This window comes from Pseudomonas sp. TE21435 (assembly GCF_056279265.1).
Genome location: NZ_JBWBQZ010000001.1, coordinates 1,331,979 through 1,355,364 on the forward strand (window position 1 = coordinate 1,331,979; position 23,386 = coordinate 1,355,364).

At 65.6% G+C, this 23,386-nt stretch carries 29 protein-coding genes and 1 pseudogene; 14 read left to right on the forward strand and 16 right to left on the reverse strand.

The window, feature by feature from the left end; all coding sequences use genetic code 11:
• The first annotated feature begins 64 nt into the window (after positions 1 to 64).
• A complete protein-coding gene (locus ACZ9C1_RS06060; protein ID WP_277504210.1) occupies positions 65 to 679 on the forward strand; it encodes a LuxR C-terminal-related transcriptional regulator in 615 nt (204 codons plus the stop codon).
• Between the two features lie 147 nt (positions 680 to 826).
• Positions 827 to 994 (forward strand): hypothetical protein, encoded by a 168-nt coding sequence (locus ACZ9C1_RS06065; protein ID WP_158247482.1) that lies wholly within the window; start codon positions 827 to 829, stop codon positions 992 to 994.
• An 85-nt stretch (positions 995 to 1,079) separates the two neighbouring features.
• On the opposite strand, the gene ACZ9C1_RS06070 is transcribed toward ACZ9C1_RS06065, so the two are convergent.
• The 5 genes from ACZ9C1_RS06070 to ACZ9C1_RS06090 all read right to left on the reverse strand — a co-directional run bounded on the left by ACZ9C1_RS06070 (position 1,080) and on the right by ACZ9C1_RS06090 (position 2,948).
• Positions 1,080 to 1,301, reverse strand: a complete 222-nt coding sequence (locus ACZ9C1_RS06070) for a DUF6555 family protein (RefSeq protein ID WP_031316561.1) — start codon at positions 1,299 to 1,301, stop codon at positions 1,080 to 1,082.
• A gap of 103 nt (positions 1,302 to 1,404) precedes the next feature.
• Entirely contained in the window at positions 1,405 to 1,614 is a 210-nt protein-coding gene (locus ACZ9C1_RS06075) for a con-10 family general stress protein (protein ID WP_102682051.1), read from the reverse strand.
• A 224-nt stretch (positions 1,615 to 1,838) separates the two neighbouring features.
• Complete coding sequence (locus ACZ9C1_RS06080) at positions 1,839 to 2,390, reverse strand: ATP-dependent Clp protease proteolytic subunit (RefSeq protein WP_102682052.1); 552 nt, start codon at positions 2,388 to 2,390, stop codon at positions 1,839 to 1,841.
• Positions 2,391 to 2,404: 14 nt separating this feature from the next.
• Positions 2,405 to 2,800 carry a low affinity iron permease family protein gene (locus ACZ9C1_RS06085; RefSeq protein WP_476253739.1) on the reverse strand — a complete coding sequence of 132 codons (396 nt, stop codon included), beginning with the start codon at positions 2,798 to 2,800 and terminating at the stop codon, positions 2,405 to 2,407.
• Between the two features lie 13 nt (positions 2,801 to 2,813).
• Complete coding sequence (locus tag ACZ9C1_RS06090) at positions 2,814 to 2,948, reverse strand: hypothetical protein (protein WP_457377628.1); 135 nt, start codon at positions 2,946 to 2,948, stop codon at positions 2,814 to 2,816.
• A gap of 157 nt (positions 2,949 to 3,105) precedes the next feature.
• On the opposite strand from ACZ9C1_RS06090, the gene ACZ9C1_RS06095 reads away from it, so the two are divergent.
• From ACZ9C1_RS06095 to ACZ9C1_RS06115, 5 genes are read left to right on the forward strand one after another with little or no spacing between them, the layout of a single operon-like run.
• A complete protein-coding gene (locus tag ACZ9C1_RS06095; protein ID WP_476253740.1) occupies positions 3,106 to 4,023 on the forward strand; it encodes a DUF72 domain-containing protein in 918 nt (305 codons plus the stop codon).
• Positions 4,020 to 4,793, forward strand: a complete 774-nt coding sequence (locus ACZ9C1_RS06100) for an endonuclease/exonuclease/phosphatase family protein (RefSeq protein ID WP_111532878.1) — start codon at positions 4,020 to 4,022, stop codon at positions 4,791 to 4,793. The genes ACZ9C1_RS06095 and ACZ9C1_RS06100 overlap by 4 nt, the downstream gene beginning before the upstream one ends.
• The gene (gene clsB / locus ACZ9C1_RS06105; protein WP_476253741.1) at positions 4,790 to 5,992 is read left to right on the forward strand and encodes a cardiolipin synthase ClsB; all 1,203 of its coding nucleotides are present in this window, start codon (positions 4,790 to 4,792) and stop codon (positions 5,990 to 5,992) included. The genes ACZ9C1_RS06100 and clsB overlap by 4 nt, the downstream gene beginning before the upstream one ends.
• Complete coding sequence (locus ACZ9C1_RS06110; RefSeq protein ID WP_277504216.1) at positions 5,992 to 6,951, forward strand: lysylphosphatidylglycerol synthase domain-containing protein; 960 nt, start codon at positions 5,992 to 5,994, stop codon at positions 6,949 to 6,951. The genes clsB and ACZ9C1_RS06110 overlap by 1 nt, the downstream gene beginning before the upstream one ends.
• Positions 6,952 to 6,978: 27 nt before the next feature.
• A complete protein-coding gene (locus ACZ9C1_RS06115; RefSeq protein ID WP_102682058.1) occupies positions 6,979 to 7,407 on the forward strand; it encodes a hypothetical protein in 429 nt (142 codons plus the stop codon).
• 909 nt (positions 7,408 to 8,316) lie between these two features.
• On the opposite strand, the gene ACZ9C1_RS06120 is transcribed toward ACZ9C1_RS06115, so the two are convergent.
• Entirely contained in the window at positions 8,317 to 8,547 is a 231-nt protein-coding gene (locus ACZ9C1_RS06120) for a metallothionein (RefSeq protein WP_081941252.1), read from the reverse strand.
• Positions 8,547 to 9,008, reverse strand: coding sequence for a phosphotransferase system, HPr-related protein (locus ACZ9C1_RS06125; RefSeq protein ID WP_102685327.1), 462 nt, complete (start codon positions 9,006 to 9,008; stop codon positions 8,547 to 8,549). Before ACZ9C1_RS06125 ends, ACZ9C1_RS06120 begins: the two co-directional genes overlap by 1 nt.
• A gap of 157 nt (positions 9,009 to 9,165) precedes the next feature.
• Between ACZ9C1_RS06125 and ligD the strand changes: the two genes are divergently transcribed.
• Genes ligD through ACZ9C1_RS06150 form a run of 5 tightly spaced genes read left to right on the forward strand, consistent with a single transcriptional unit; the run spans position 9,166 to position 14,718 of the window.
• Complete coding sequence (ligD, locus tag ACZ9C1_RS06130; protein WP_476253742.1) at positions 9,166 to 11,637, forward strand: DNA ligase D; 2,472 nt, start codon at positions 9,166 to 9,168, stop codon at positions 11,635 to 11,637.
• Positions 11,638 to 11,656: 19 nt separating this feature from the next.
• Entirely contained in the window at positions 11,657 to 12,697 is a 1,041-nt protein-coding gene (locus ACZ9C1_RS06135; RefSeq protein WP_110704300.1) for an acyl-CoA dehydrogenase family protein, read from the forward strand.
• Entirely contained in the window at positions 12,694 to 13,449 is a 756-nt protein-coding gene (locus ACZ9C1_RS06140) for a PIG-L deacetylase family protein (protein WP_476253743.1), read from the forward strand. The genes ACZ9C1_RS06135 and ACZ9C1_RS06140 overlap by 4 nt, the downstream gene beginning before the upstream one ends.
• A gap of 10 nt (positions 13,450 to 13,459) precedes the next feature.
• Entirely contained in the window at positions 13,460 to 14,059 is a 600-nt protein-coding gene (locus tag ACZ9C1_RS06145; RefSeq protein ID WP_476253744.1) for a class I SAM-dependent methyltransferase, read from the forward strand.
• Entirely contained in the window at positions 14,056 to 14,718 is a 663-nt protein-coding gene (locus ACZ9C1_RS06150) for a glycosyltransferase (protein ID WP_476253745.1), read from the forward strand. The genes ACZ9C1_RS06145 and ACZ9C1_RS06150 overlap by 4 nt, the downstream gene beginning before the upstream one ends.
• Before the next feature lie 13 nt (positions 14,719 to 14,731).
• Here the strand turns inward: ACZ9C1_RS06150 and ku are convergent, their stop codons facing one another.
• From ku to ACZ9C1_RS06190, 8 genes and pseudogenes are all read right to left on the reverse strand, one after another.
• A complete protein-coding gene (gene ku / locus ACZ9C1_RS06155; RefSeq protein ID WP_198755809.1) occupies positions 14,732 to 15,568 on the reverse strand; it encodes a non-homologous end joining protein Ku in 837 nt (278 codons plus the stop codon).
• A 9-nt stretch (positions 15,569 to 15,577) separates the two neighbouring features.
• On the reverse strand, positions 15,578 to 15,715 hold the full coding sequence (locus tag ACZ9C1_RS06160; RefSeq protein WP_178082012.1) for a PSPA7_2676 family Cys-rich small protein: 138 nt from the start codon (positions 15,713 to 15,715) through the stop codon (positions 15,578 to 15,580).
• Positions 15,716 to 15,796: 81 nt separating this feature from the next.
• A complete protein-coding gene (locus ACZ9C1_RS06165) occupies positions 15,797 to 16,702 on the reverse strand; it encodes an SDR family oxidoreductase (RefSeq protein ID WP_111532327.1) in 906 nt (301 codons plus the stop codon).
• 143 nt (positions 16,703 to 16,845) lie between these two features.
• Positions 16,846 to 17,970 carry a carboxylate-amine ligase gene (locus tag ACZ9C1_RS06170; protein ID WP_476253746.1) on the reverse strand — a complete coding sequence of 375 codons (1,125 nt, stop codon included), beginning with the start codon at positions 17,968 to 17,970 and terminating at the stop codon, positions 16,846 to 16,848.
• Positions 17,971 to 17,974: 4 nt separating this feature from the next.
• Entirely contained in the window at positions 17,975 to 18,931 is a 957-nt protein-coding gene (locus ACZ9C1_RS06175; RefSeq protein ID WP_476253747.1) for a methyltransferase, read from the reverse strand.
• A complete protein-coding gene (locus ACZ9C1_RS06180) occupies positions 18,931 to 20,256 on the reverse strand; it encodes an iron-containing redox enzyme family protein (protein WP_476254559.1) in 1,326 nt (441 codons plus the stop codon). Before ACZ9C1_RS06180 ends, ACZ9C1_RS06175 begins: the two co-directional genes overlap by 1 nt.
• A gap of 24 nt (positions 20,257 to 20,280) precedes the next feature.
• Positions 20,281 to 20,460, reverse strand: coding sequence for a hypothetical protein (locus ACZ9C1_RS06185; RefSeq protein WP_102685338.1), 180 nt, complete (start codon positions 20,458 to 20,460; stop codon positions 20,281 to 20,283).
• A 59-nt stretch (positions 20,461 to 20,519) separates the two neighbouring features.
• A pseudogene (locus ACZ9C1_RS06190) lies at positions 20,520 to 20,642 on the reverse strand (con-10 family general stress protein); the annotation flags it as partial.
• Positions 20,643 to 20,981: 339 nt separating this feature from the next.
• Between ACZ9C1_RS06190 and ACZ9C1_RS06195 the strand changes: the two are divergent.
• Positions 20,982 to 22,190 carry a multidrug effflux MFS transporter gene (locus ACZ9C1_RS06195; protein WP_102685339.1) on the forward strand — a complete coding sequence of 403 codons (1,209 nt, stop codon included), beginning with the start codon at positions 20,982 to 20,984 and terminating at the stop codon, positions 22,188 to 22,190.
• A gap of 5 nt (positions 22,191 to 22,195) precedes the next feature.
• Complete coding sequence (locus ACZ9C1_RS06200; RefSeq protein WP_457377638.1) at positions 22,196 to 22,792, forward strand: TetR/AcrR family transcriptional regulator; 597 nt, start codon at positions 22,196 to 22,198, stop codon at positions 22,790 to 22,792.
• A 119-nt stretch (positions 22,793 to 22,911) separates the two neighbouring features.
• Here the strand turns inward: ACZ9C1_RS06200 and hpaR are convergent, their stop codons facing one another.
• A complete protein-coding gene (gene hpaR / locus ACZ9C1_RS06205; RefSeq protein WP_023632900.1) occupies positions 22,912 to 23,334 on the reverse strand; it encodes a homoprotocatechuate degradation operon regulator HpaR in 423 nt (140 codons plus the stop codon).
• Positions 23,335 to 23,386: the final 52 nt, after the last annotated feature.

The window sequence follows — 23,386 nt, forward strand, 5'->3', positions numbered from 1 at the left end:
CGTGGGAAAAAACCGCAGGTGACTGCTAAATTAGCATGTGTCGGCTGACAGGGAGTTCCACGACGTGAGTTGCCGCATCATCGTGGCGGATGACCATCCGCTGTTCAGGGAGGCCATGGTCAACACCGTACGGCGCATCCTGCCCGAGGCGCGCCTGGAGGAAGCTGGCAGCCTCGCTGACGTGCTCAGGCTGGCCGCCATGGGCGAGACGCCCGACACCCTGATCCTCGACCTGCGCTTCCCCGGCCTCACCTGCATCGGCCGCCTCGCCGAGCTGCGCCGACAATTGCAGCGCACCACGCTGATCGTTGTATCGATGGTCGACGACCCGCAGGTGATCTGCCAAGTCATGGCCGCCGGCGTCGATGGCTTCATCGGCAAGAGCGTCAGCCCCGAGGCGATCGGCGCCGCCATCCTTGCCATTCGCGACGGCGAAGTGGTGGTCGACTACGCCCCCAGCGGATTGTTGCCGCATCTCGATGCCCCCAGCGAGCTGGAACAGCTCACCCACCGCCAGCAGGACGTGCTGCGCCTGATCGCCCAGGGCAAGACCAACAAGGAAATCGCCCGGGCACTGGACATCTCGCCGTTCACTGTGCGCATCCATGTGTCGTCGTTGCTCAAGACCCTCAATGTGCCGACCCGCACGGCCGCCGCGGTGAAATATTCCGGAAACTGAGCGACCGCTGGTCGGCGCACAGTGGCATGCAATCGACCCTTCAAGCGCTTTGCAACCTCCTAATCCATGAGGGTGGCGATGTCCACTCCTGTGTTCGGCCTGCCCGAGCGTGGGCCGTTTTTTTCACGCTGAGGAGAGGATGACGACATGAGCACGAAACACTGGATGGGCGGTGGCGATGTGCAGAGCGACTGGCCGGAACTCGAGCCAGACCGACGCAACGATCAGGCCGACGACCCGGATGCCGACCCCGACCTGACCGAGGAAGAGAACCGTCCTGGGGTACCGGCCAGCGATCCGGAGTCAGGCACCTGAGTGTGCATGGCAGTGTGAGAGCGGGCCAGGCCCGCTCTCACACTGATGCGCACATCGACGATTGTCTGCAACCATCCGCGCCGGCTCACACCCGCCAGCGCACTTCGGTGATCCCATGCCGTTCGGCCATGGGCCGGCTGACTTTCTTGATGCGCTCGCGTCCGAACTTCGGAATGATCCCCAAACCCGCGTCGCAACTCGCCCAATGCCAGGCCTCGGCATTGTCCATGTGTTCCTGGCGGATGATGAAACGCCGTGGCTGACCATGCAGCAGGTATTCGATGGTAAACAACTGGGGACTTGGCATTGACGCAGGCCCTCCTCTTCTCCATGGATGACTTTCTGACAGATCACGTTGTTCCATGAAAATTCAAAAAATGTCCGACAACAGCAAGAGAGGGCCCGCAAGGTTACGAACCGCTGGCGTTCCCGTGGCTGTTGCGGCCACCTTTGCGACCGGCCTCGGAGGCGCGGGCGCGGTCATTGGCGAAGTTGCCGCCTGAGTTGCGGCCGCCCTTCTGGCCCGCCCGGGAGGCCCTTTCACGATCGTTGGCGAAGTTGCCGGGATTGGTCTGCTTGGTGCCGCCGCGTTGTCCGGTCTGATCCTGGTCACGAGCCATGACGTTTCTCCTTTACGCTAGGTTGGACGTGCCGCGCGAAGATGCCGTGCACTCAATTACGAACAGGGGCGCAGGCCAACGGCTCATTTGGTGTGCCAGGGTTCTGACCGACGGCACTTATCCGCCAGGCCAAGCATGAAGGAGACGCCCCATGCACCACGCTTGCCTGCAACTGGCCCTCGGACACTTGCCCTGACCGGCTGCGGGGCCAGTGCCGCCACGGCTCAGGCATGGACGCTCCACTGTACGGCATCGGCCTCGATCGGCAGCTCGTCCACGGCCTGGATCATCCCGCAGGTGAGCGCTTCCTGGGGCCCCAGGATTCGCGGATAGGCCATCAGGTAGCGCGGCACATCGAGCCGCTCGCTCGCACCCTCGGTGCGCTCGGCGACGATCTGCGCATACAGGCGCAGGTCATAGTCCAGGCTCATGGCGTACTCGGCCATCCGTGCATGGTCCACCGAGCCATGCAGGGTCCAGTGGAACGGGTGGAACAGGAACTTGCTGAAGGCGCAGGCGGTGCGGTGACTGCCTGCCAGGAACAGGATGTTGCCCATCGATTCGACCGTGCCCAGGTTGTGGGTGTGCACCGGCACCGGCAGTGAACGCAGGAAGTTGTACAGGGTGAAACCGTAGCTGCATTCGCCGCCCATGGTGGCGATGTTGATCTGCAGCACCTCTGCGCCCTGCTGCAACGCCTTGGAACAGGTGTTGATGAGGTTGCCGCAGGTCGCGGAATTGATCGGGCCGGTGTAGTGGATGATGTGTCTGGCCATGCCGTCCTCCAGGGTCAGTCAGGGGTGTCCTTGGCCGGTGCATCGTTGTCCGGCGCCGCTTGGTCGTGCTCGCCCAGTTGCTGGTACTGCTTGCGCAGCGCATGCAGTTCGGCCGGCCCCATGTCCTCGAGGTCGAGCAGGGCCTTGTGCGCCCGCTGGGTGGTGCGCAGCAGTTCGTCGACCTTGATGTGCAGTTCGTCGTTGTCGCGGTTCTGGGTGTTCTGGATCAGGAACACCATGAGGAAGGTGATGATGGTGGTCGAGGTGTTGATCACCAGTTGCCAAGTGTCGTTGAAATCGAACAGCGGTCCGCTCACGCCCCAAAGGATGATCAGCAGCAATGCCACGGCAAAGGTCAGTGGACGTCCGCTGCGGTTGGCCAGCCATTGGGCGAAACGATCGAATTTCATGGCTAGCGCTCCTTCAGGCCGGCTGCCGGGTTTCTCCAGGCAGGCTCTCGATGTCAGGGTCGTCCGGGAGCACCTCGGGTTCTTCGTCGTATGCCTCGGTCGGTGCTGGCGGCGCCTGCACTTCCCCCGGTTCTGTCTCGCTGTTCATCGGCGTTGCCTCCATTGGCTGCTTCCCTTTGTGGTGGAGGGCCGCAAGGCAGGTAAAGTTCCGGGTTTTGCGTCACTGGCCACTCGTCATTCCCGCTGAACCCTGACGCCGCGATGCCGGTCGCTAGTCAAGAGTGCACGAACGAAAGGGAGCCCTCGTGAGCGAGATCCGCATTGGTATTTCCGGTTGGCGCTATGGCCCATGGCGCAAGGACTTCTACCCCAAGGGTCTGCGCCAGGACGATGAGCTGGCATTCGCCTCTCGGGCGGTGAACAGCATCGAGATCAATGGCTCGTTCTACGCGTTGCAGACACCCGAGCGCTACCGCCAGTGGCGCGATGAAACACCTGAAGGATTCGTCTTCTCGGTCAAGGCGCCGCGCTACATCACCCACGTGCGACGGCTGCGCGACATCGACGAACCGCTGGCCAATTTCTTTGCCTCGGGGCCATTGCTGCTGGGCGACAAGCTGGGGCCGTTTCTCTGGCAGTTTCCCCCGAGCATGAAGTTCGACGCCCAGCGCTTCAGCGCTTTCCTCGACCTGCTGCCCCGCGATCGCAAGGCTACGCGCGCCTGTGCCCGGCACGCTGCCGAACGCCTGCAGGACAATGGTGGTACTGCCATCCGTGGCAATGCGCACTTGCGCCATGCCGTGGAGATCCGCCATCCGAGCTTCCTCTGCGACACTTTCATCAACTTGCTGCGCAAGCACAAGGTCGCGCTGGTGGTTGCCGACAGCGCCGGCAAATGGCCCTGTGTCGAGGAAGTCACGGCCGATTTCGTCTACCTGCGCCTGCATGGCGATGTCGAGCTCTACAGCAGCGGCTACACCGCCAGCGCGCTGCGTCGCTGGCGCCTGCGCATCCAGGCCTGGGCCGCCGGCGGCCAGCCGGAGGATGCCCAGCGCGTCATCCGTCGTGCCCCGGTCAAGCGCGCCTCGCGGGATGTGTATTGCTACTTCGACAACGATCAGAAGGTGCATGCCCCCTACGATGCGCGTCGCCTGCTGGGCAAGCTTGGCCTGGACGGCGAACTGGTGACCGAACCTGGCGTCGAGCCGCAGGAGTCACTATGAACGGCACCCTACCCGCCCCTGACCGCATCATCGACAAGGTCGCGGCCGTGCACCGCCTGACGGTGCTGACCCTCAACGTGCACAAGGGTTTCACCCTGTTCAATCGCCGCTTCATCCTGCCGGAGCTGCGCGAGGCGGTGCGCGCCACCGGCGCCGACCTGGTGTTCCTGCAGGAAGTGCATGGCAGCCACCAACGGCATGCCGAGCGCCATCCGGCCTGGCCGCAGACCCCGCAGTACGAATTTCTTGCCGACAGCATGTGGCCGCAGTTCGCCTACGGACGTAATGCGGTCTACCCCCATGGCGACCATGGTAACGCACTGCTGTCCAAGTTCCCGATCCGCGCCTATGACAACCTTGACGTGTCGATTCACGGCAATGAAGAACGCGGCTTGTTGCACTGCCAGCTTGAAGTGCCCGGTCATGAGCAGGTGCACGCGATCTGTGTGCACCTGGGCCTGCGCGAGGACCACCGCCAGCGTCAGGTCGACCTGCTGCTGACCTTGCTCGAGCGCCTGCCACCGGACGATCCGGTCATTGTCGCCGGTGACTTCAACGACTGGCGGCTGAAGGCCGATGCGCGGCTGTCGGTGTCGCTGGTCGAAGCCTTCGGCAGGCCGGCGCGCAGCTTTCCCGCGCGCCTGCCGCTGCTGCGCCTGGACCGCATCTACCTGCGCAATGCCCAGGCGTGCGAGGCACGGGTGTTGTCGAGGTACCCGTGGTCCCACCTTTCCGACCATGCCCCGCTGGTAGCGCAGGTGACGCTATGAAGCAGACCTGGAGCGATGGCAACCACGTCGAACTGCTGATCAATGGCGAGCAGTACTACCCGCGCGTGTTCGAGGCGATCGCCCAAGCGCGGGAGGAGATCCTCCTGGAAACGTTCATCATCTACGACGACAAGGTCGGCCAGCCGCTGCGCCTGGCGCTTATCGACGCGGCGCGGCGCGGCGTGCGGGTGGAAGTGGCGGTTGACGGCTACGGCACCGCCGACCTGCCTGACGGGTTCATTGCCTCGATGACCGAGGCCGGGGTGCGCTTCCATGCATTCGACCCGCAGCCGCGTCTGGCCGGCATGCGCACCAACCTGTTCCGGCGTCTGCACCGCAAGATCCTGGTGATCGACGGCCAGCACGCGTTCATTGGCGGTATCAACTACAGTGCCGATCATCTCGGCGACTTCGGCCCGCAGGCCAAGCAGGACTACGCCGTGGAAGTCACAGGCCCGGTAGTGGCCCAGGTGCACGCCTCCAGCTGCCGGATGCTCGCCCCCGCGCTGGGTGACCCAAGCGCGGTCGTGCCGGGCGGTGACGTCGCAGGTTCGGCCAGCGCCGTACTGGTGGAACGCGACAACCGCCGCCATCGCACCGACATCGAGGCGTGCTACCTGCAAGTCTTCCGTGAAGCTCGGCAACGCATCGTCGTGGCCAACGCCTATTTCTTTCCCGGCTACCGCTTGCTGCGCGAGCTGCGCAATGCTGCACGGCGCGGCGTTGCGGTGACCCTGATCCTCCAGGGGCAACCGGACATGCGTTGGGTACGCGCCCTGTCGCGGCTGCTCTACAACTACCTGTTGCGCGACAATGTGCAGATCCATGAGTACTGCCAGCGCCCGTTGCACGGCAAGGTGGCACTGGTGGACGACGAGTGGTCCACCGTGGGCTCGAGCAACCTCGACCCGCTGAGCCTGTCGTTCAACCTCGAAGCCAACCTGATGATCCGCGACCGCGCCTTCAACGATGGCCTGTACCGCCACCTGAGCGAACTGACCGCCGCGCATTGCAAGCGCGTGACCCTGGAACGCATGGTGCGTGGCTACTGGTGGCGCGCGCCGCTGATATTCCTGGGCTTTCACATCACCCGCTACTTCCCGCGCATCGCCGGCTGGTTCCCCGCGCACCGGCAGCGCCTGCAGTCGCTGCAGACGGACAGCGAAGCGCCGGCGGACTTCAACGGGGGCAAGACCTGATGGCCAAGCCACGCTGGCAGACCTGGGGCATGCGCCTGCTCACCCTGCTGTTCCTGGTGCTGATCCCGGTGCTGCTGTTCACCCTGGCACGCAACCTGGACTGGAACGAGGTGCGCCAGTCGCTGCTGGCCTATCGACCTTCCACCCTGGTCCTTGGCCTGTTGCTGGCCCTGTGCAGCTACCTGGTGTTCGCCAGCTACGACCTGCTCGCCCGCGCCTACACCGGTCACCGGTTGCCAGCCCGTCAGGTGCTGCCGGTGGCGTTTGTCTGCTACGCGTTCAATCTCAATTTCACCACCTGGGTCGGCGGCGTGGCGCTGCGCTACCGCCTGTACAGCCGGCTGGGGCTGGACACCGCGACCATCACCCGCATCCTCACCCTGGGTCTGTTGACCAACTGGATGGGCTATTTGCTGCTGGCCGGCACGGTGTTCGCCCTGGGCTTGGTGAAGTTGCCGGCAAGCTGGGCGGTGGGGGCCGGCGGCTTGCGCCTGATCGGTGTGCTGATGGTGGCGATCGCGGCGAGCTACCTGCTCGCCTGTGCATTTGCCAAGCGACGCACATGGCATCTGCGCGGGCATGAAGTGACCCTGCCGAGCCTGCGCCTGGCGTTGTGCCAAGTGGCGCTGGGCGCGAGCAACTGGGCGTTGATGGCGGCGCTGATCCACCTGCTGCTGCCGCCTGCGCTGTTCTATCCCTCGGTACTGGGGGTGTTGCTGATCAGTTGCGTGGCAGGGGTAGTGGCGCATATTCCTGCCGGGCTGGGGGTGCTGGAGGCGGTGTTCCTTGCCCTGCTGCACGGACAGTTGGGCCAGGGCACGCTGGTGGCCGCATTGCTGGGGTATCGGACGCTGTACTACCTGATCCCGCTATTGCTGGCGGTGATTACCTACCTGATCCTGGAGAAGCGCGCCAAGGCCCTGCGCCGACAGGCCGGGCCAGCCCTGGACAAGCGCTGAGGGCCCCACGGGCCCGGGAGGTTCGTCATGCGGTTCATTGTGTGTGTGGCATTGCTGGGCTGCCTGCTCAGCGGGCAGGTGCTGGCCGAGGGCTGCGACGTGGTCACCCGCTCGTCCAGCGAGGCGGTCAAGCCGGTGCAGCAGCATACCTGCTACAGCTACGGCAACATGCCGGCTGAAGCGATCGCCTGGTCGTGCAGCAACGAGAGCAAGGAGATGCTCAACAGCCAGAAACGCAAGGTCGAGCGTTGCGCTGATGGCAGCGTGGGCAGCTGCATCGCCCCGCTGACCCAGGAAACCCTGGCCAATCCTGATGCCGCAGGGCGCGGCGAGCCCTCGACCCGGCCGGCTGTGCCCAAGGATGCGCGGATTATCACCTACTACTACGACACCCCAAGCCTGGGGCAGGCGCGCAGTGATTGCGAACGCAGCAATGGGATCTGGCAGACCCATTGACGCGAACGCGTGGGCCGTTGCCGTTGCCGTTGCCGTTGCCGTTGCCGATCAGAAGTCTACCCCGAAGCCCACTAGCGACAGCTGCGCCAGTGCAGGCGCCGCCCGTAACTTCGCGACTTCAGGAGGCCGAACGCAGGTCTTGCGGAGGGAGGTGACGGGCATGGATGCCCGTCAAGCGCTGCGCCCCAGGATGGGGCGTTCAGCGCGGTCCTCCCGGGAGCAAGGCCGGAGTGAGGGGACCCGGAGCGAAGCGGAGGGCCGGATGAATGGAGCGCACGGTTTTTGGTTCCTTTTTGCCACGACAAAAAGGAACTCGCCGTAAAGGCGAAAAGGTGACTGTGCGTCGACATCGCAAATGAATGCACTTACAACTATAAAAACCGATACCGACTGACTTTGACTTTGACTTTGACTTTGACTTTGACTTTGAGATTAAACAATGTGTGTTTTGAAAGTTATATGCGCATTCATTTTCGACGGTGACGCATAATCACCTTTCCGCCCTTACGGCGGGTCCCTTTTTGAAGGATCAAAAAGGGACCAAAAAATCCTCGCTCCATTCATCCGGCCCCTACGCTTCGCTCCGGGGTCCCCTCACTCCGGCCTTGCTCCCGGGAGGACCGCGCTGAACGCCCCATCCTGGGGCGCAGCGCTTGACGGGCATCCATGCCCGTCACCTCCCTTCGCAAGACCTCCGTTCGGCCTCCTGAAGTCGCAATTTGTGTTGCCTGAACTATCGCGCACTTAGAAGCAAAAGCAGAGCAAGAGCAAGAGCAAGAGCAAGAGCAAGAGCAAGAGCAAGAGCAAGAGCAAGAGTTGAAGGCTTTAGTGTGGTGAAGGTATGTAATTGTAGTGACCAGCAGCCCTATCGTCGAATTAATTAATGACAGGGCTGCTGTATATTGAATATCAAGGTGAAATAGGATCGCTCGCCGGAAAAGTCTCATCCAACGCGTTATCGACATTACTCTCTTTCGGCTGACTCACCTCCCCACATTTGCAATCCCCCATGCGACAAGGCTCACCATTACGGTGCCCCGTCGCACACGCTTCGCAGCAGTACGCCTTGCCATCCTGGACCACGGCATTGGCATCCACGGTGCAGGAACAGTGGTTGCAGGAACAACGTTGCTCGTTCATCAGCGTTCTCTCCGCTCGTCTTCAGGGGTGACCTCGTCGGTCCATGGCTCGCCGTCCAACGGCGCCGAGCGGGCCAGTTCGGCCTCGTCCAGGCCGATGCCGCCACCGATCTCGTGCGCCTCGACATGACGCAGGGTCTGGTCCGCCGGGCCGCCTGCCGTACCCGGCTCATGCGGATCGCGCGCACCGGTCTCGTCCAGCAGCGTGTCAGGGCTCAGGTCGTCGAGGGTGACATTGTCCTCGTGCAGGCTGTCACTCAGCGCCTCGCCACCGGTCATGCCACTTTCGGCAACGCGTCTGGGTGGATACTCCTCTTCCACCTCCCGCGCCGGTCGTTCGTCGCCAATCCGGCCCTGGCGCTCATCGCGGCGCTCGCTGAAATCCAGTTCATGGACACTGCCCATGCGGTCTTGCGTGTCGTCGATCTCGACGGCCGGTTTAGGGTCTCTGGGAATGGGCATGATCGCTCTCCGATTTGTGGGCTCATTCGGTCGACTCCCCCTGCCAGTCAATGATTCAGAGTTTCTGCAGGCAGCACCTGCCCACGCTTTTTTTGAACTCCGCCCAGCCCCCTCGCCTCCCAACCTAGAGACCCCGCGAACCGTTTCGGAGCCCGCCATGGCCAAGCCCCTGCTGGAGTACCAGCGCAAGCGCGACTTCAATGCCACGCCCGAGCCTGCCGGCAAGCGCGGCCGCACGGGCAAGGCCCATGCCTTGCAGTTCTGCATCCAGAAACACGACGCCAGCCACCTGCACTACGACTTTCGCCTGGAACTCGATGGCACCCTGAAAAGCTGGGCCATTCCCAAGGGCCCCTCGCTCGACCCCAAGGTCCGCCGCCTGGCGGTGCATGTGGAGGATCACCCGCTGGACTACGCCGATTTCGAAGGCAATATCCCCGAAGGCCACTACGGCGCCGGTGACGTGATCGTCTGGGATCGCGGTGTCTGGGAGCCCGAGGGCGATCCACGCCAGGCCTACGCCAAGGGCAAGCTGCGCTTTCGTCTGCAGGGCGAGAAACTGTCGGGCGTCTGGAACCTGTTCCGCACCCACCTGGCCGGCAAGAAGGAGCAGTGGATGCTGGTCAAGTCCCACGATGGCCAGGCCCGCAGCGAAACCGACTACAGCATTGTCGAAGCCTTGCCGGACAGTGTGCTGAGCGACCGTACACTGCTGCCGCGCCGGCCGGCGAAAACAGCCACTGCCAACAAACGCAAGGCCAAGGCCAACCCCGTCGCCCTGCCGGACAAACTCCAGCCGCAACTCGCCACCCTGGTCGATTCGCCGCCCAGCGGTGACTGGCTCTACGAGGTCAAGTTCGACGGCTACCGCATCCTCGCCCGCATCGAAGGCGAGGATGTGCGCCTGTTCACCCGCAATGGCCACGACTGGAGTGCGAAGATGCCGCGTCAGGTCGAGGCCTTGAAAGCGCTGGGGCTTGATTCGGCCTGGCTCGATGGCGAGATGGTGGTGGTCGACGAACAGGGTGTGGCCGACTTCCAGGCTTTGCAGAACGCCTTCGACACCGAGCACGACGAACGCATCACCTATTACCTGTTCGACCTGCCGTACCTGGGTGGCGAGGACCTTCGCCCGCTACCCCTGCAGGCGCGACGTGCCACCCTGGCCCGACTGCTGGAAAACACGCCGTCGGACCTCCTCAAGTTCTCCGCCGACTTCACCGAGCCTGTCGACTCGCTGCTCGACAGCGCCTGCCGCCTCAAGCTCGAAGGCCTGATCGGCAAGCGCGCCGACAGCCCCTACGTGGGCCGGCGCAGCAGTGATTGGGTCAAGCTCAAGTGCCAGCAGCGCCAGGAGTTCGTGATCGTCGGCTACACCGACCCCAAAGGCAGCCGCAACGCCTTCGGCGCCCTGCTGCTGGCCCTGCACGACACCGACAGCGGCCAGCTGCGCTATGCCGGCAAGGTCGGCACCGGTTTCAGCGCCACCACGCTGGACAGCCTGCATGCGCGCTTCAAGCCCCTGGAAATAAACAAGCCGGCCTTGCCCAAGCCGCCCCGTGGCGCCGAGGCCTGTGGCGTGCATTGGCTCAAGCCGCAACTGCTGGCCGAAGTCGCCTACGCCCAGATGACCCGCGAAGGCATCGTGCGCCACTCGGTGTTCCACGGCCTGCGCGACGACAAGCCCGCCACCGCCATCGACCTGGAGCGAGCCATGCCTGCCAAGCGCACCGCGCAGCCACCCGCCGAGCCCCACGGCAGCCTGCGCCTGACCCACCCCGACCGCGTGGTCGACGCCAGCACCGGCACCACCAAGCGCCAGGTCGCCGAGTACTACGCCCAGGTCGCCGACTGGTTGCTGCCGCAGCTCAAGGACCGCCCCGTGGCGCTGGTGCGCGCACCGGACGGACTGGGTGGCGAACTGTTCTTCCAGAAGAATGCCGGCCAGCTGCACATCCCGGCGGTGCGCAGCTACAGCAAGGCGCAGGCCGGCCAGGCGGCGATGGTGCTCAACCGCGCCGACAGCCTGCTGGGCGCGGTGCAGATGAACATGCTCGAACTGCACACCTGGAATGCCACCGACAAGGATTTCGACAAGCCCGACCGCTTCGTCCTCGACCTCGACCCCGATCCGGCACTGCCCTGGAAAGCCATGCTCGAAGCGACCCAACTGACCCTCACCCTGCTCGATGAGCTGGGCCTGAAGGTGTTCCTCAAGACCAGTGGCGGCAAGGGCATGCACCTGGTGGTGCCGCTGACCCGCCGCGCCGGTTGGGACGAGGTGAAGGACTTCAGCCATGCCCTCGTCGAGCATATGGCGGGCCTGTTCCCGGATCGGCTCAGCGCCGTCTCCGGGCCCCGTAACCGAGTCGGGCGGATCTTCATCGACTACCTGCGCAACGGCAAGGGCGCCACAACGGTCGCGGCGTATTCGCTGCGTGCCCGCGAAGGCTTGGCGGTGTCGGTGCCGATCTGGCGCGAAGAGCTGACCCAGCTCAAAGGCGCCAACCAGTGGCACATCGGCAATCTGCAGGCGCGGCTGGCCGAGGTGGACGACCCTTGGGCGGACATGGCCAAGACCCGGCAGTCCATCACCGTGCGCATGCGCAAACAGCTGGGCATTGACTGAGGCCAAGGGGAACGTATTCATGAGCATCATCCAGGACTTCGACCTGACCAACCTCGACCGCCTGCTGCGCCGCTTCGGCGCCCGCCCGCAGGCCATCGACCTCGACACCTTGCTGCCGGAGCTGCTGCAGGCCATGCAGGCCGACCACCTCGACCTGTTGCCCCTGCCCGGCCAGGGCCAGACCCTCAAGCGCTGGCAGACGCTCGCGCGGGTAGCCGGTTGCGACCTGACCCTGGCCAAGCTCTATGAAGGCCATACCGATGCCTTGGCGATCCTGGCCGAATGCGGTGCCGCCCACCACGCCCAGGACGGGATCTGGGGCGTGTGGGCCGCAGAGCCGCCGGATGCCCGTGCCCGTATCGTCGAGCGGCACGACGGGCAGGTACGTCTGCAAGGGCGCAAGGCCTGGTGCTCGGGCGCGCTGCAGATCGACCGGGCACTGATAACTGCATGGGAGAATGACCAGCCGCAGCTGGTGGCCATCGAGTTGTCGCACCCCAGCCAGCGCATCCAGGCCGACCAGTGGCAGGCGGTGGGCATGGCCACCACCACCAGCGTCAGCATCGAATTCGACGACACGCCCGGGCTGGCCGTCGGCCTGCCCGGCCAGTACCTGGCACGTCCTGGTTTCTGGCATGGCGGCGCCGGCATCGCCGCGTGCTGGTACGGCGCGGCCGAGGCACTGGCCGACTACCTGCGCGAGCATTGCCGCATGCCTCGGCCCGATCCGCACGCCGATGCCCATCTGGGAGCGGTGGATGCCGCCTTGTACGGCGCCCGCGCCGCGCTTCGCGAATGCGCCGCCTGGATCGACCAGCAGCCCCATGCCGACGCCAGCTTCGAAGTGCGCCGCGCCCGCGCCCAGGTCGAACAGGCGGTCGAGCAGGTGATCCGCCATGTCGGCAGGGCGCTGGGTGCCACGCCCTTCTGTCGCAGCAGTCATTTCGCCCGGCTCAGCGCCGACCTGCCGGTCTACCTGCGCCAGAGCCATGCCGAACGCGATCTGGCCGAACTGGGCAGGCAAGTGACCGGCATGCCGGCGGGAGCCTGGCAGCTATGAGCGAGAACCGTATCCAGGCGGCTGCCGGCACCCCTTGGCGCGACTGGCAGCAATCCGCGCACCTGGCCCGCGCCAAGTGGCTCAAGCCCGAACAGGTCTGTCCGCCCGGCCGGCGCCTGGTGTTGCTGGCCCCCCACCCGGACGATGAAATCCTCATGGCCGGCGGACTGCTGGCCGGTTTCCACGGGCGCGAGCAGGACCTGGTGCTGATTTCCACCACCAACGGCGAAGGCAGCCATCCCCATTCCGCCCACTGGACCGAGCACCGTCTGCGCCACCAGCGCCCCCAGGAAAGCCGGCACGCCCTGCAACAGCTTGATCTGGACCTCAACCGCCTGGACTGGCGGCGCCTGAACCTCAAGGACGGCGCCCTGCCCCGCGATGAAGCGTTCCTGGCCAACTACCTGGAGCAACTGCTCGAACCGGACGACCTGCTGCTGACCACCTGGCGCGGTGACGGCCACTGCGACCACGAGGCGGCCGGCCGCGCTGCTGCCCAGGCGGCCCAGGCACGCCGGGTACAATTGGCCGAGGTCCCGGTGTGGGCGTGGCATTGGGCCACGCCCGATGACCCGCGCCTGCCCTGGCCACAGGCCCATCGGGTACAGCTCGACGACACCCGCCTGGCGCGCAAACGCCAGGCCTTGGCCGCCCACGCCAGCCAGTTGCAGCCAGACGGGGAGCATCCTCCGGTGCTGCCCGTCACCCTGCAGACCTGCCTGTTGCAGCCTTTCGAACTGGTCTTCCTGTAATGGAGTCGCCATGAGCCTCGACGCGCAGTATTTCGCCGACCTGTATGCCGGCAACGACGATCCCTGGGCCTTTCGCACCCGCTGGTACGAACGTCGCAAGCGCGACCTGACGATGGCCAGCCTGCCCAGCCAGTGCTACGGCCGGGTGTTCGAGCCGGCCTGCGCCAACGGCGAGCTGAGCGTGCTGCTGGCCGAGCGCTGCGCCAGCCTGCTGTGCCAGGACATCGACGCCACTGCCGTCAGGCTGGCCCGGCAACGCTTGGCAGGGGTCGATCATGCCCGCGTCGAACAGGGGCACCTGCCGGGCGATTGGCCGGGCGGGCAGTTCGACCTGATCGTGCTCAGCGAGATCGGCTACTACCTCGACCCCACCGACTGGTTGCAGGTGATTGAACAGTCCGTGGCCTGCCTGGCCGGCGACGGCGGATTGCTGGCCTGCCACTGGCGCCATCCGATTGCCGGCTGCCCCCAGGACGGCGGCCAAGTGCACGCCCTGCTGGCCAGGCACCTGCCGCTGTATCCGCAGTTGCGCCATGAGGAGGCGGACTTCCTGCTCGAGTACTGGTCGTGCCAGCCCCGGGTGGTCGACCTGGACGAGACTTGCCCATGATCGCGGTGATCATTCCCGCCCATAACGAGGCCCGGCGCCTCGGACACTGCCTGAAGGCCGTGGGGGTGGCAGCTGCGCGGGCCGAAGCCGCAGGCCTGGAGGTCGAGGTGCTGGTGGTGCTCGATCGCTGTACCGATGCCAGCGCGCGCATCGCCAGGCGCCATGGCGTGCACACGCTGGTGCTGGAGGCCGGCAATGTCGGCATTGCCCGGCGCCTGGGGGCGGCGTGGATGATCGAGCGCGGCGCCCAGTGGCTGGCGTTCACCGACGCCGACAGCCGCGTGCCTGGCCACTGGCTGCTTTCACAGCTGCAATGGCATGCCGACGCGGTGTGCGGCACGGTACATATCGAGCGCTGGCAACCCTGGCAGGGTGCCGCCTTGCGTCAGCTGTACCACAGCCGCTACCAGGCAATGGAAGGCCACCGGCATATTCACGGCGCCAACCTTGGGGTATGCGCCAAGGCCTATGCCAAGGTCGGCGGTTTCCAGCCGCTGCCGGCCCACGAGGATGTGCAACTGGTGCTGGCACTGGAAGCCATCGGCGCGCAGATCGTCTGGACCGCCAGGCACAGCGTGGCCACCAGCAGCCGCAGGGACAGCCGGGCGCGGCAGGGATTCGGCGATTACCTCAGCGGATTGGAAGGCCAGATCCTGTAGAACGGCGCTCGGATCACGACGCCTTGCGTGGGCGCTTGGCCGCAGGCTTTTTCGCCTTGCTCTTGCCACCCAGGCTGCGCTTGAGCAGCTCGGTAAGGTCGATGATGTCCGCGCCCTTCTCCGCCGTGACGCCCTCGCCTTTCTCCACTGTCTCGATCTTGCCCTTGCTGGCCTTCTCCTCGACCAGGTCGAGGATGGTCTGGCGGAACGCGTCGTGGTAGTCATCGGGCTTCCACGGCCCGCTCATGTCCTCGACCAGGCGTTTGGCCATGTCCAGCTCGCGCTTGTCGACCTTGCTGTCGGTCACGCTCTTGTCCAGCTCCAGTGTCTCCAGGCCCCGCACTTCCTCCGGCCAGCGCAAGGTGATCATCACCAGCGCCTCGTCGAGCGGGCGCAGCAGCGCCAAGTGCTGGCGGGTGTGCAGCACCACCGTGGCCAGGGCCACCTTGCCGGTGCTGGCCAGGGTCTCGCGCAGCAAGGCGTAGACCTTGCCGCCCCGGCGGTCCGGGCTCAGGTAATACGGCGTGTCGAACTGTTGCAGGGGGATTTCCCCGGCTTCGACGAACGAGAAGATATCGATGGTCTGGGTCGCCTCGGGCCGGGCCTTGCGGATTTCCTCCTCGCTGATCACCACGTAACGGCCCTTCTCGTACTCCACGCCCTTGACGATGTTTTCCTTGTCGATTTCCTTGCCGGTGACCTTGTTCACCCGCTTGTAGCCGACCGGTTCCATGCTGCGCTTGTCCAGCCAGTCGAAATCCACCCGCTCGCTGCGCACGGCGGTGTTGAGGGACACCGGGATGTGCACCAGACCGAAACTGATCGCGCCTTTCCAGATCGCCCTGGCCATGGTTGGCTCCTAAGTGTTCGGGGTCAGGCCGGGCTGGCTGTAACGCAACGCACCGCAGCGTTCGCAGCAGTGGCATTGCAGCCCGGCGACTTCATGGATCAACAGGCTGCGCCATTGGCAGCCACGCAGCAGGCAGACGAGTTTCATCAGCCACCTCCTTGGCCCACATCGACGGGGCGCTTACAAGGACTGACTGCGCGGCGCGCGGAAGGTTTATTCGGCTTTGCCCTACGGCAGCGGATTGCCCCCGGTGACGCCGAAAATCTCGCCGGTGATGTAGCTCGACTCCTGGCTGGCCAGCAGCACGTACAACGGCGCGCACTCGGCGGGCTGGCCCGGGCGTTTCATCGGCGTGTGCCCGCCGAAGTCGGGGATCTTCTCCGGTGGCTGCCCGCCACTGGGCTGCAGCACGGTCCAGATCGGCCCGGGGGCCACCGCGTTGACCCGGATGCCGCGCTCGATCACCTGCTTGGCCAGGGCCTTGGTGAAGGCGACGATGGCGGCCTTGGTGGTGGCATAGTCGAGCAGCGTGGCCGATGGCTGGTAGGACTGGATCGACGCGGTGTTGATGATGGTCGCCCCGGCCGGCATCAGCGGCACGGCGGCCTGACACAGCCAGAACAGCGCGTAGACGTTGGTCTTCAGCGTATGGTCGAACTGCTCGTGGGTGATCTGCCCGATATCCTTGCGTGCTTCCTGCTTGCCGGCGACATTCACCAGGATGTCGAGCCCGCCGAGCCGTTCGTGAGCCTGGTCGACCAGCTGGCCGCAGAAGCGCGGATCCTTCAGGTCGCCGGGCAACGCCACGGCCTTGCGCCCCTCGGCCTCGATAAGCTGCACCACTTCGCGGGCGTCGCGCTCCTCGGTCGGCAAATAATTGAGGGCGATGTCGGCGCCCTCCCGGGCGAAAGCAATGGCCACGGCCCGGCCGATACCCGAATCGGCGCCGGTGATCAGGGCGCGCCGGCCGGCCAGGCGGCCGAAGCCCTTGTAGGTGGTTTCGCCGTGGTCGGGCTTGGGTTGCATGTGCGCATCCAGGCCTGGGGCCGGTTGATGCTGGGCGGGGAATGGCGGATGCGGATACTGGGTCAGGGGGTTCTGCAGGGTGAACTGGTCCTGGGGCTTGCGGGGCATCGGCTGGACTCCTTCGGGTAATGGCTGGGTAAGGTCTGGCGCGGGGCAAGCCCGCATACAGGTCCTGTTCGTCACGTGGAAGCGGTCTGGCACCGCACGAGGACCACACAAGTTTCGAGGCAACCGGCTGATGGATGGTTTGCTCAAGCTGGGCCCATCGCCGACAGGTGGTCGTCCATCACCTGCCTGACCACGCTGCGCATTGCCAAACCCTCATCCAGGCCTTGCTCGCGGGCCAACCCATAGGCTTGGCGCTGGCGATCGGCACTGCTGCCGTCGCGCAGGATGCGCCGGGCGTGCAGGAAAGAACGCTCGGCATCGGCAGTGTCGGCCGGGCATTGCGTCTGTAACTGCGTCAGCCAGACTTCGGCATTCACCGGCTGCTGGTCATCAACACCAATGAAGGTGGCAAGACGGCCATGACGCATGGCGCGCCAGTAGTTCTCCTGGGTGATCCAGCGCATTTCCCGGCTGGAGGCGCCAGCGTGCCGCCCCAGCGCATGCTCGACGAGATGGCGAAACAGGCCGGCAATTGCCAAGGCATCCTCCAGCCGCGGACAGCCGTCGCAGATGCGCAGTTCGACAGTCGGAAAGCGCCGCGAAGGTCTGATCGCCCACCAGAAGTCGCCGTCCTCGGCCAACGTGCCGGTGCGTTGCAAAAGCGCCCGATAACGCTCGTAGGCGCTCCAGTCCGGCAGCGGTTCCGGCAGGCCCATGTGCGGCCATTCCCCGCACACCACGCGGCGGTAGCTCATGTAGCCGGTGTCCTGGCCGCCCCAGTAGGGAGATGAGGTGCTGAGCGACAACAGCAAGGGCAGCCAGTACAGGACCCGGTTGATCACCTGCATGCGATCCAGGCCCGGTGGCACCCCGACATGCACGTGCAGGCCGTTCAACAAGCTGCGCCGGGCCACCAGCCGGTAGTCGTCGAACAACTGGCGAAAGTGCGGCGTTGCGCGTGGATGCTGGCGCAGCCAGTGGGCGCTGGAGTGGCTTGCCGCACAGTACAGACCAGCCCCCTCGGCGGCCAGCGCCTGGCTCAGGCGCTGGCGATGCTCGGTAAAGAAGGTGCGGGCCTGGTGCAGCGTGTCGAACACCGGCGAGGCCAGCTCGATCTGGCTGCGGAACATCTCTTCGGCGAAACACGGCCCCAGCACCTCACGGCACAGATGGGTCAGTGCCGCCGACGGTGAGGACAGCACCCGGCCACTGTCCAGCGCCACCAGCAGGTACTCCTCCTCGATGCCGAACGTGCAGGGCCGCCCCATGGGCTCATCCGCCGCGGCGGGTGACGGTAAGGGCCACGGCGGCGATGCGCTCGACCAGTTCATAGCCGGGCTCGAGCAACTGCTCGCCGAACACATCCGGGTCCAGCTCCCGGTAGTGCCAGCTCAAGTCAGGGCCGGCCAGGCGCAGGCGGACCGCTTCGAGCAACGCATCGCGCCCTTCGACGATCGCCACCCCGGTGTACAGCAGCAATGTGCCGCCCGGTGTCAGGCGCTCACAGGCCTGCTCGACGATACGCAGCGACAGATCGGCGCCGAGCGCCCCGCCGCCGTGGCGGTAGACGCGCTGGCTGGCATCGAGCATATAAGGCGGGTTGGCGACGATCAGGTCGAAGGTGCCGGTGATGCCCGTGAGCAGGTCGCTGGGCTCGACCGACACATTGGCCAGCCCGGCCAGGGCGGCGTTGACGGCAGTGTAGCGCAGCGCCAGCGGATTGATGTCCAGCGCGCTGACCTGCGCATGGCGTGCGGCCCGGGCAATAAGCAACGCGCCGATGCCGCTGCCGCAGCCAATATCGACGGCGTGCTGCACGCGCCGGGGGCTGTTCCGCAGGTGATCCTCGATCAACTGGGCGAAGCGGTAGCTGTCCGGCCCGAAGAACACCGCGTCGCTGCTCTCCGTCGGCCAGGCCGAATGCACCAGCAACAGGTCATCCAGGCTCGACCAACGCACCCGGCTGCGCCACAGCTCGTCGTGCGCCTCCAGCACGCCGGCCGTGCCCAGTTGCTCCAGTTCGTCAGCGCTGATCAACGAAGCCGCGAACGGCCGGCTCCAGCCAAATACGTCTCGAAGCGTACGCGCACGTTGGGCCTGAGGTCGGGCGTTGACCCGCGCCTGGGTCGCCGGGGTGACGCAGGTGAAACGGTAGCCGTCGGCACGCAGCCTGCAGCCCAGTCGCAACAGGGCCTCGTCGGCACGAATCTGGTTCTGGTCGAGTTGCATCACCGCGGCCCTCCCTGGTACAGCCCGGTGGCAGCGATGTAGTCGCGTGTGGCACGCAGGCCCGCAGGTTCGGCGTGCCGGTTACCGGCCATGGCCTCGATCAGCGTGGCGATCTCCGAGGACTGGGCCCGGCCGGGCGCCTCCGCCTGCAGGGCCAATGCCTGTTCCCACTGCCCTGGCGGCACCCGACGACGCCCGGCCCCTTGCCAGCTACCGGCGATCCAGTCATGCCACAGCTGTTTCTCGTAGGCGCTGAACACGCCGAACATTGCCGCGCCGGGGCCGTCGATCAGTGACCAGAAGCGGCTCTGCATCGGGTCGCTGTCACGCTTGATCCACCCCTGGGCTTGCAGGGCCTCCAGAAACCCGGCCATCGCCCCCGGCTCGGCAAGCCACTGGTTGATGGTGCGCCCTTGCAGGCGGCAGCGATCGGAGTGCATGAACTGGCCGAACACGCGCTTGCGCTCCAGCGCGGCGAGCAGTTCGCCCTGCAGGTCGAAGCTGGCGATCAGCGAAGGTGTGTCGAGACCCAGGTCGTTGAGCCGGTAGCCGTGCCTGACACGCCCATAGAAATCTTCATCGCCCGCTGGCGCCAACATCCGCAGGCTCTCCAGCGAACGCCGGGCATGGCCGCTGGCGGCATTGTCGATGGTCACATGCAACTGGAAGTAATGGGCGTCGATACCCAGTTCGGCCAGCTCATGAGTGGTGATCAGCAGGTGCAGCGGTGGCTGCTCATATCCCAGGTTGTAGCCGATCACCTCGGGCAGGAAGCGCTCGCAGTGCTGGCCGAGGGCCAATTGCACGGCGCCTTGCACGAAGCGCGAGGGCTCCAGTGGCAGCCCTTGCAGGCACCCCAGGCGGCTGAGCAGGCGCTGGTAGATCAGCACATGGTTGCAGCGTGGGTCGCCGTCGCCCAGTTCTTCGAGAAAGGTGCGGATCAACCCGTGGTAACGCGGGTCGCGCCAGTGCCGCAGGGTACCGTGCAGCCAGGCACCGTCGACCGCCTTGGTCGGCGCTACCTGCTGCAGGAACCACAAGGCCTGGGCGCGGGTGGCGAAATAGCGTCGGGGCGCTCCTTCACGCCGCTGCCGCAGGTAATGCGCATGGTCGTGGGCGACCTGGGCGGCATGGTTTTCGGCCCATTGGGGCAACAGGTTCGGCTCTTCCGGCAGGTCGTCTTCCCGGTCACGAACACGGCGCAGTTGTGTTTCCAGCCAGTGCTCGGCAGTGGCATCGCGTCCCGCCAGCAACGCCTGGTAGCGATGCGCCACGTCATCAGTCATGTCGTGCCTGGCTTGCGAACGCACGCCTTCACGGATCATCGCCACCATGCCGGTCACCTCGCGCTATGGATTCTGGGGCTTGGTTTCGGGAGACGGGTTGCTGGTCGGGGAATCGGGTTGCTGCATCTGCAGCGAGGGCTTGCTCGGGTCGGCGTCTTTCGCCGGATGGTCATTGTCGCGGTCGAAGCAGCCAGCCAGCAGGCTCAGGCTACCCAACAGGCAGATCAGAGGTGCGATACGCATGGGAACCTCCTGGTGGGGTGTGCGCGGTGCCAGGCGAACCCGGCACCGCGTGCCCTCACTTACGAGCGGCCGCCCTTGTGGCCGGACTCGCTCTGGCGATTGCCGCCGCCGGAGCTCTGCCCGCCCTTGCGACCGGCTTCGGACGCTTTTTCGCGGTCATTGGCGAAATTGCCTGGGTTCTTCGTTCCACCCTGGCTGCCGGTCTTGTTGGCGTCCTGCTTGTTGGTGTCCTGGCGACCGGTCATGTTGCTGTCTTTGTTGGCCATGGTTGCAAAAACCTCGTGTGGCTAAGGGTTGCACGGCGAGGTGCCGTACATGGATTGGGAGTACGGCGATAAAGAGGGATTCGGATTATTCCGAGCGGATCGGACCGGTGGCGCTAAACAAGCGGCGACGGTGTATTTGGGGCGCAAGCGGATCCCCGGTGGGCAGACTTTGCGTTGACCCCCGGCAGATATCTGGCATACTTCGCCAACCTACCGGTCGGTAGGCTTATATTTTGCTTTCACGGATCCTCGCTCATGCCCGCTTCACATTTGCGCTTCGCCGCCTCCCTCGCCCTGATCGGCGCCCTTGGCCCGTCTGCCATCGACATGTACCTGGCCAGCCTGCCGGAAATGGCCCGCGACTTCGCCACCGGCTATACCCAGGTTCAGCTGACGCTGACCGTGTTCCTGTTGGCCATGGGCGCCGGGCAACTGCTGTTCGGGCCACTGGTGGATGCCTTGGGGCGGCGTCGCCCGCTGCTCGCCGGCCTGCTGGTGTTCTGCATCGCCTCCCTGGCCGCGGCGGCCGCGCCGTCGCTGGACGCGCTGCTGGTGGCGCGCCTGGTGCAGGGCCTGGCCAGCGCGCTGACGTTGGTGGTGATCATGAGCATGGTCCGCGACAGCGCCGATGGCGCACGGGCGGCACAGATCTTCGCCCTGCTGATGACCATCGAGGGCCTGGCGCCGATCCTCGCCCCGGCGCTGGGCGGGGTGATCGACGCTGCGTACGGCTGGCGGGCGATCATGCTGGTACTGGCCGGCCTCGGTCTGCTGACCTTGGTCAATTCGGCCGTGACACTCGGTGAAACCCTGCCGCCGACGCATCGAGTACGCCTGGCACCGGCAACGGTATGGCGTACTTATGGCCGCATAGCCGCCGACGGCGCTTTCCTGCGCCCGGCCCTGGCCCTGTCGGCGGTGTTCTTCTTCCTGTTTGCCTACATCGCCGGTTCGGCCTATGTGTACCAGCAGCACTTCGGCCTCTCCAGCACGCACTTCGGCCTGCTGTTCGGCGGCTGCGGCGTTGCCATCCTGCTCGGCGCGGCGCTGTCCGGCTATTGCGTCAGCCGGCACGGCGTGGCCCAGGTGGCCTGGTGGGGGGCGCTGTGCATGGGTGCCGGCGCAGCCCTGGCGGTAATTGCCGGCCTGTCCACCGCGGGCCTGCCGCTGCTGCTGGCGGGCGTGGTGCTGGCGCTGTTCGGCCTGGGGGTTTGCGAGGCCACCTTGATGGCCCTGGCGATGTCATCGCAGCAGCGCGATGTCGGCTCGACGGCGGCCCTGCTCGGCGCGCTGCAACTGGTGATCTCGTCCAGCGCCACGCCCCTGGCCGGGCACCTGGCCACCCTGGGCCCGCTGGCCTGGGCCTGGTTGCTGGCGGCGGCGGCCGTGGTCATCGTCGGTTTGACCCGCGCCGCCGTGGCAAAGACAATCAGCGCCTCGCCCTGCTGCGTCAACCCGGAGTGACCGCCTTGAAAGCCCTGACCCCTTCCGCCGCGCGCATCTGCGAGCATGCCGTGGAGCATTTCGCCGAGCACGGCTACGACGGCTCGTCGCTGAACGAGATCGCCGCCCTGGCAGGCATGCGCAAAGCCTCGCTGTACGCCCACTTCGCCAACAAGGACGCGTTATTCGTGTGCGCCTTCGAACGGGCCCTGGCCGACGAAACCGCCTACGTCGAGGCGGGCTTCGGCCATGAAGCGGCAGGCCGCGAGGCGCCGGGGCACTGGCATCCGCTGCACCTGGCCGAGCGCTACGCGGCGTCGGCCAACCTGCGCTTCGTGCTGCGCAGTGCATTCCTGCCGCCGGCGCCGATCCGCTCGACTGTCACCACCGGCTTCGAGGCGTACCTGGAGCGGATCCGCCTGGGCTTCTGCCAGGCCCTGCGCGAGCGCCACGCCTGGGCCCGCAGCGATGGCAACAAGCTGGAGCTGTACGGCGATGCGTACCTGGGAATCATCGACAGCCTGCATGTAGAGCTGCTGTACGCGCCCCCGGCGGTTTATGCGCGGCGGGCAGCGTCATTGCTGAAAATTCTCGATGATTCGCTGCAATTGGCTGGACAGTAAACCATGGGGTTGCTGTGCAACCCCTCGCCGGCAAGCCGGCTCCCACAATGTCCGCGCCAACTGCCAACCCTGTGGGAGCCGGCTTGCCGGCGATGGGCCGCACAGCGGCCCCCTTGATTTCAGGGCCTGACCTTCTTCAGCTCGTTCAACAACCCCATCAACTGCTCCAGCTTGTCCGCGCCGAACTGGCGCTGGATCTCCTGGTAGTTGCGCTCCATCTCCTCGCTCATCGCCAGGAACGCCTGCTGCCCACGCACGGTCAGGCTGATGAAGATGCGCCGCTGGTCCTCCGGCGACTTGCGCCGCGCCACCAGGCCGTCACGCTCCAGGCGCTTGAGCACGCCGCTCATGCTCGGCTTGAGGATGCAGGCCTGGTCGGCCAACTGGTGGCTTTCCAGCTCGCCCTGCTGGCGCAGGATACGGATCACCCGCCATTGCTGCTCGGTCAGGTCGTGGGCATTCAGGGCCGGGCGGAAGAACGCCATGGTCGCTTCGCGGGCCTGCAGCAGGGTCAAGGTCAGGGAGGGTCTTGGTTGGGTCATCAGGATCAAGGGCTGTTTTATTAAGATATTAATAAAGTGAAATACATTTTCA

Bases quoted from the DNA above. Each gene is read 5' to 3' on its own strand.
- ACZ9C1_RS06065 (WP_158247482.1), top strand. From the start codon at position 827: ATGAGCACGAAACACTGGATGGGCGGTGGCGATGTGCAGAGCGACTGG.
- ACZ9C1_RS06070 (WP_031316561.1), bottom strand. From the start codon at position 1,301: ATGCCAAGTCCCCAGTTGTTTACCATCGAATACCTGCTGCATGGTCAG.
- ACZ9C1_RS06075 (WP_102682051.1), bottom strand. From the start codon at position 1,614: ATGGCTCGTGACCAGGATCAGACCGGACAACGCGGCGGCACCAAGCAG.
- ACZ9C1_RS06080 (WP_102682052.1), bottom strand. From the start codon at position 2,390: ATGGCCAGACACATCATCCACTACACCGGCCCGATCAATTCCGCGACC.
- ACZ9C1_RS06085 (WP_476253739.1), bottom strand. From the start codon at position 2,800: ATGAAATTCGATCGTTTCGCCCAATGGCTGGCCAACCGCAGCGGACGT.
- ACZ9C1_RS06090 (WP_457377628.1), bottom strand. From the start codon at position 2,948: ATGAACAGCGAGACAGAACCGGGGGAAGTGCAGGCGCCGCCAGCACCG.
- ACZ9C1_RS06100 (WP_111532878.1), top strand. From the start codon at position 4,020: ATGAACGGCACCCTACCCGCCCCTGACCGCATCATCGACAAGGTCGCG.
- clsB (WP_476253741.1), top strand. From the start codon at position 4,790: ATGAAGCAGACCTGGAGCGATGGCAACCACGTCGAACTGCTGATCAAT.
- ACZ9C1_RS06110 (WP_277504216.1), top strand. From the start codon at position 5,992: ATGGCCAAGCCACGCTGGCAGACCTGGGGCATGCGCCTGCTCACCCTG.
- ACZ9C1_RS06115 (WP_102682058.1), top strand. From the start codon at position 6,979: ATGCGGTTCATTGTGTGTGTGGCATTGCTGGGCTGCCTGCTCAGCGGG.
- ACZ9C1_RS06120 (WP_081941252.1), bottom strand. From the start codon at position 8,547: ATGAACGAGCAACGTTGTTCCTGCAACCACTGTTCCTGCACCGTGGAT.
- ACZ9C1_RS06125 (WP_102685327.1), bottom strand. From the start codon at position 9,008: ATGCCCATTCCCAGAGACCCTAAACCGGCCGTCGAGATCGACGACACG.
- ligD (WP_476253742.1), top strand. From the start codon at position 9,166: ATGGCCAAGCCCCTGCTGGAGTACCAGCGCAAGCGCGACTTCAATGCC.
- ACZ9C1_RS06135 (WP_110704300.1), top strand. From the start codon at position 11,657: ATGAGCATCATCCAGGACTTCGACCTGACCAACCTCGACCGCCTGCTG.
- ACZ9C1_RS06140 (WP_476253743.1), top strand. From the start codon at position 12,694: ATGAGCGAGAACCGTATCCAGGCGGCTGCCGGCACCCCTTGGCGCGAC.
- ACZ9C1_RS06145 (WP_476253744.1), top strand. From the start codon at position 13,460: ATGAGCCTCGACGCGCAGTATTTCGCCGACCTGTATGCCGGCAACGAC.
- ACZ9C1_RS06150 (WP_476253745.1), top strand. From the start codon at position 14,056: ATGATCGCGGTGATCATTCCCGCCCATAACGAGGCCCGGCGCCTCGGA.
- ku (WP_198755809.1), bottom strand. From the start codon at position 15,568: ATGGCCAGGGCGATCTGGAAAGGCGCGATCAGTTTCGGTCTGGTGCAC.
- ACZ9C1_RS06160 (WP_178082012.1), bottom strand. From the start codon at position 15,715: ATGAAACTCGTCTGCCTGCTGCGTGGCTGCCAATGGCGCAGCCTGTTG.
- ACZ9C1_RS06165 (WP_111532327.1), bottom strand. From the start codon at position 16,702: ATGCCCCGCAAGCCCCAGGACCAGTTCACCCTGCAGAACCCCCTGACC.
- ACZ9C1_RS06170 (WP_476253746.1), bottom strand. From the start codon at position 17,970: ATGGGGCGGCCCTGCACGTTCGGCATCGAGGAGGAGTACCTGCTGGTG.
- ACZ9C1_RS06175 (WP_476253747.1), bottom strand. From the start codon at position 18,931: ATGCAACTCGACCAGAACCAGATTCGTGCCGACGAGGCCCTGTTGCGA.
- ACZ9C1_RS06180 (WP_476254559.1), bottom strand. From the start codon at position 20,256: ATGATCCGTGAAGGCGTGCGTTCGCAAGCCAGGCACGACATGACTGAT.
- ACZ9C1_RS06185 (WP_102685338.1), bottom strand. From the start codon at position 20,460: ATGCGTATCGCACCTCTGATCTGCCTGTTGGGTAGCCTGAGCCTGCTG.
- ACZ9C1_RS06195 (WP_102685339.1), top strand. From the start codon at position 20,982: ATGCCCGCTTCACATTTGCGCTTCGCCGCCTCCCTCGCCCTGATCGGC.
- hpaR (WP_023632900.1), bottom strand. From the start codon at position 23,334: ATGACCCAACCAAGACCCTCCCTGACCTTGACCCTGCTGCAGGCCCGC.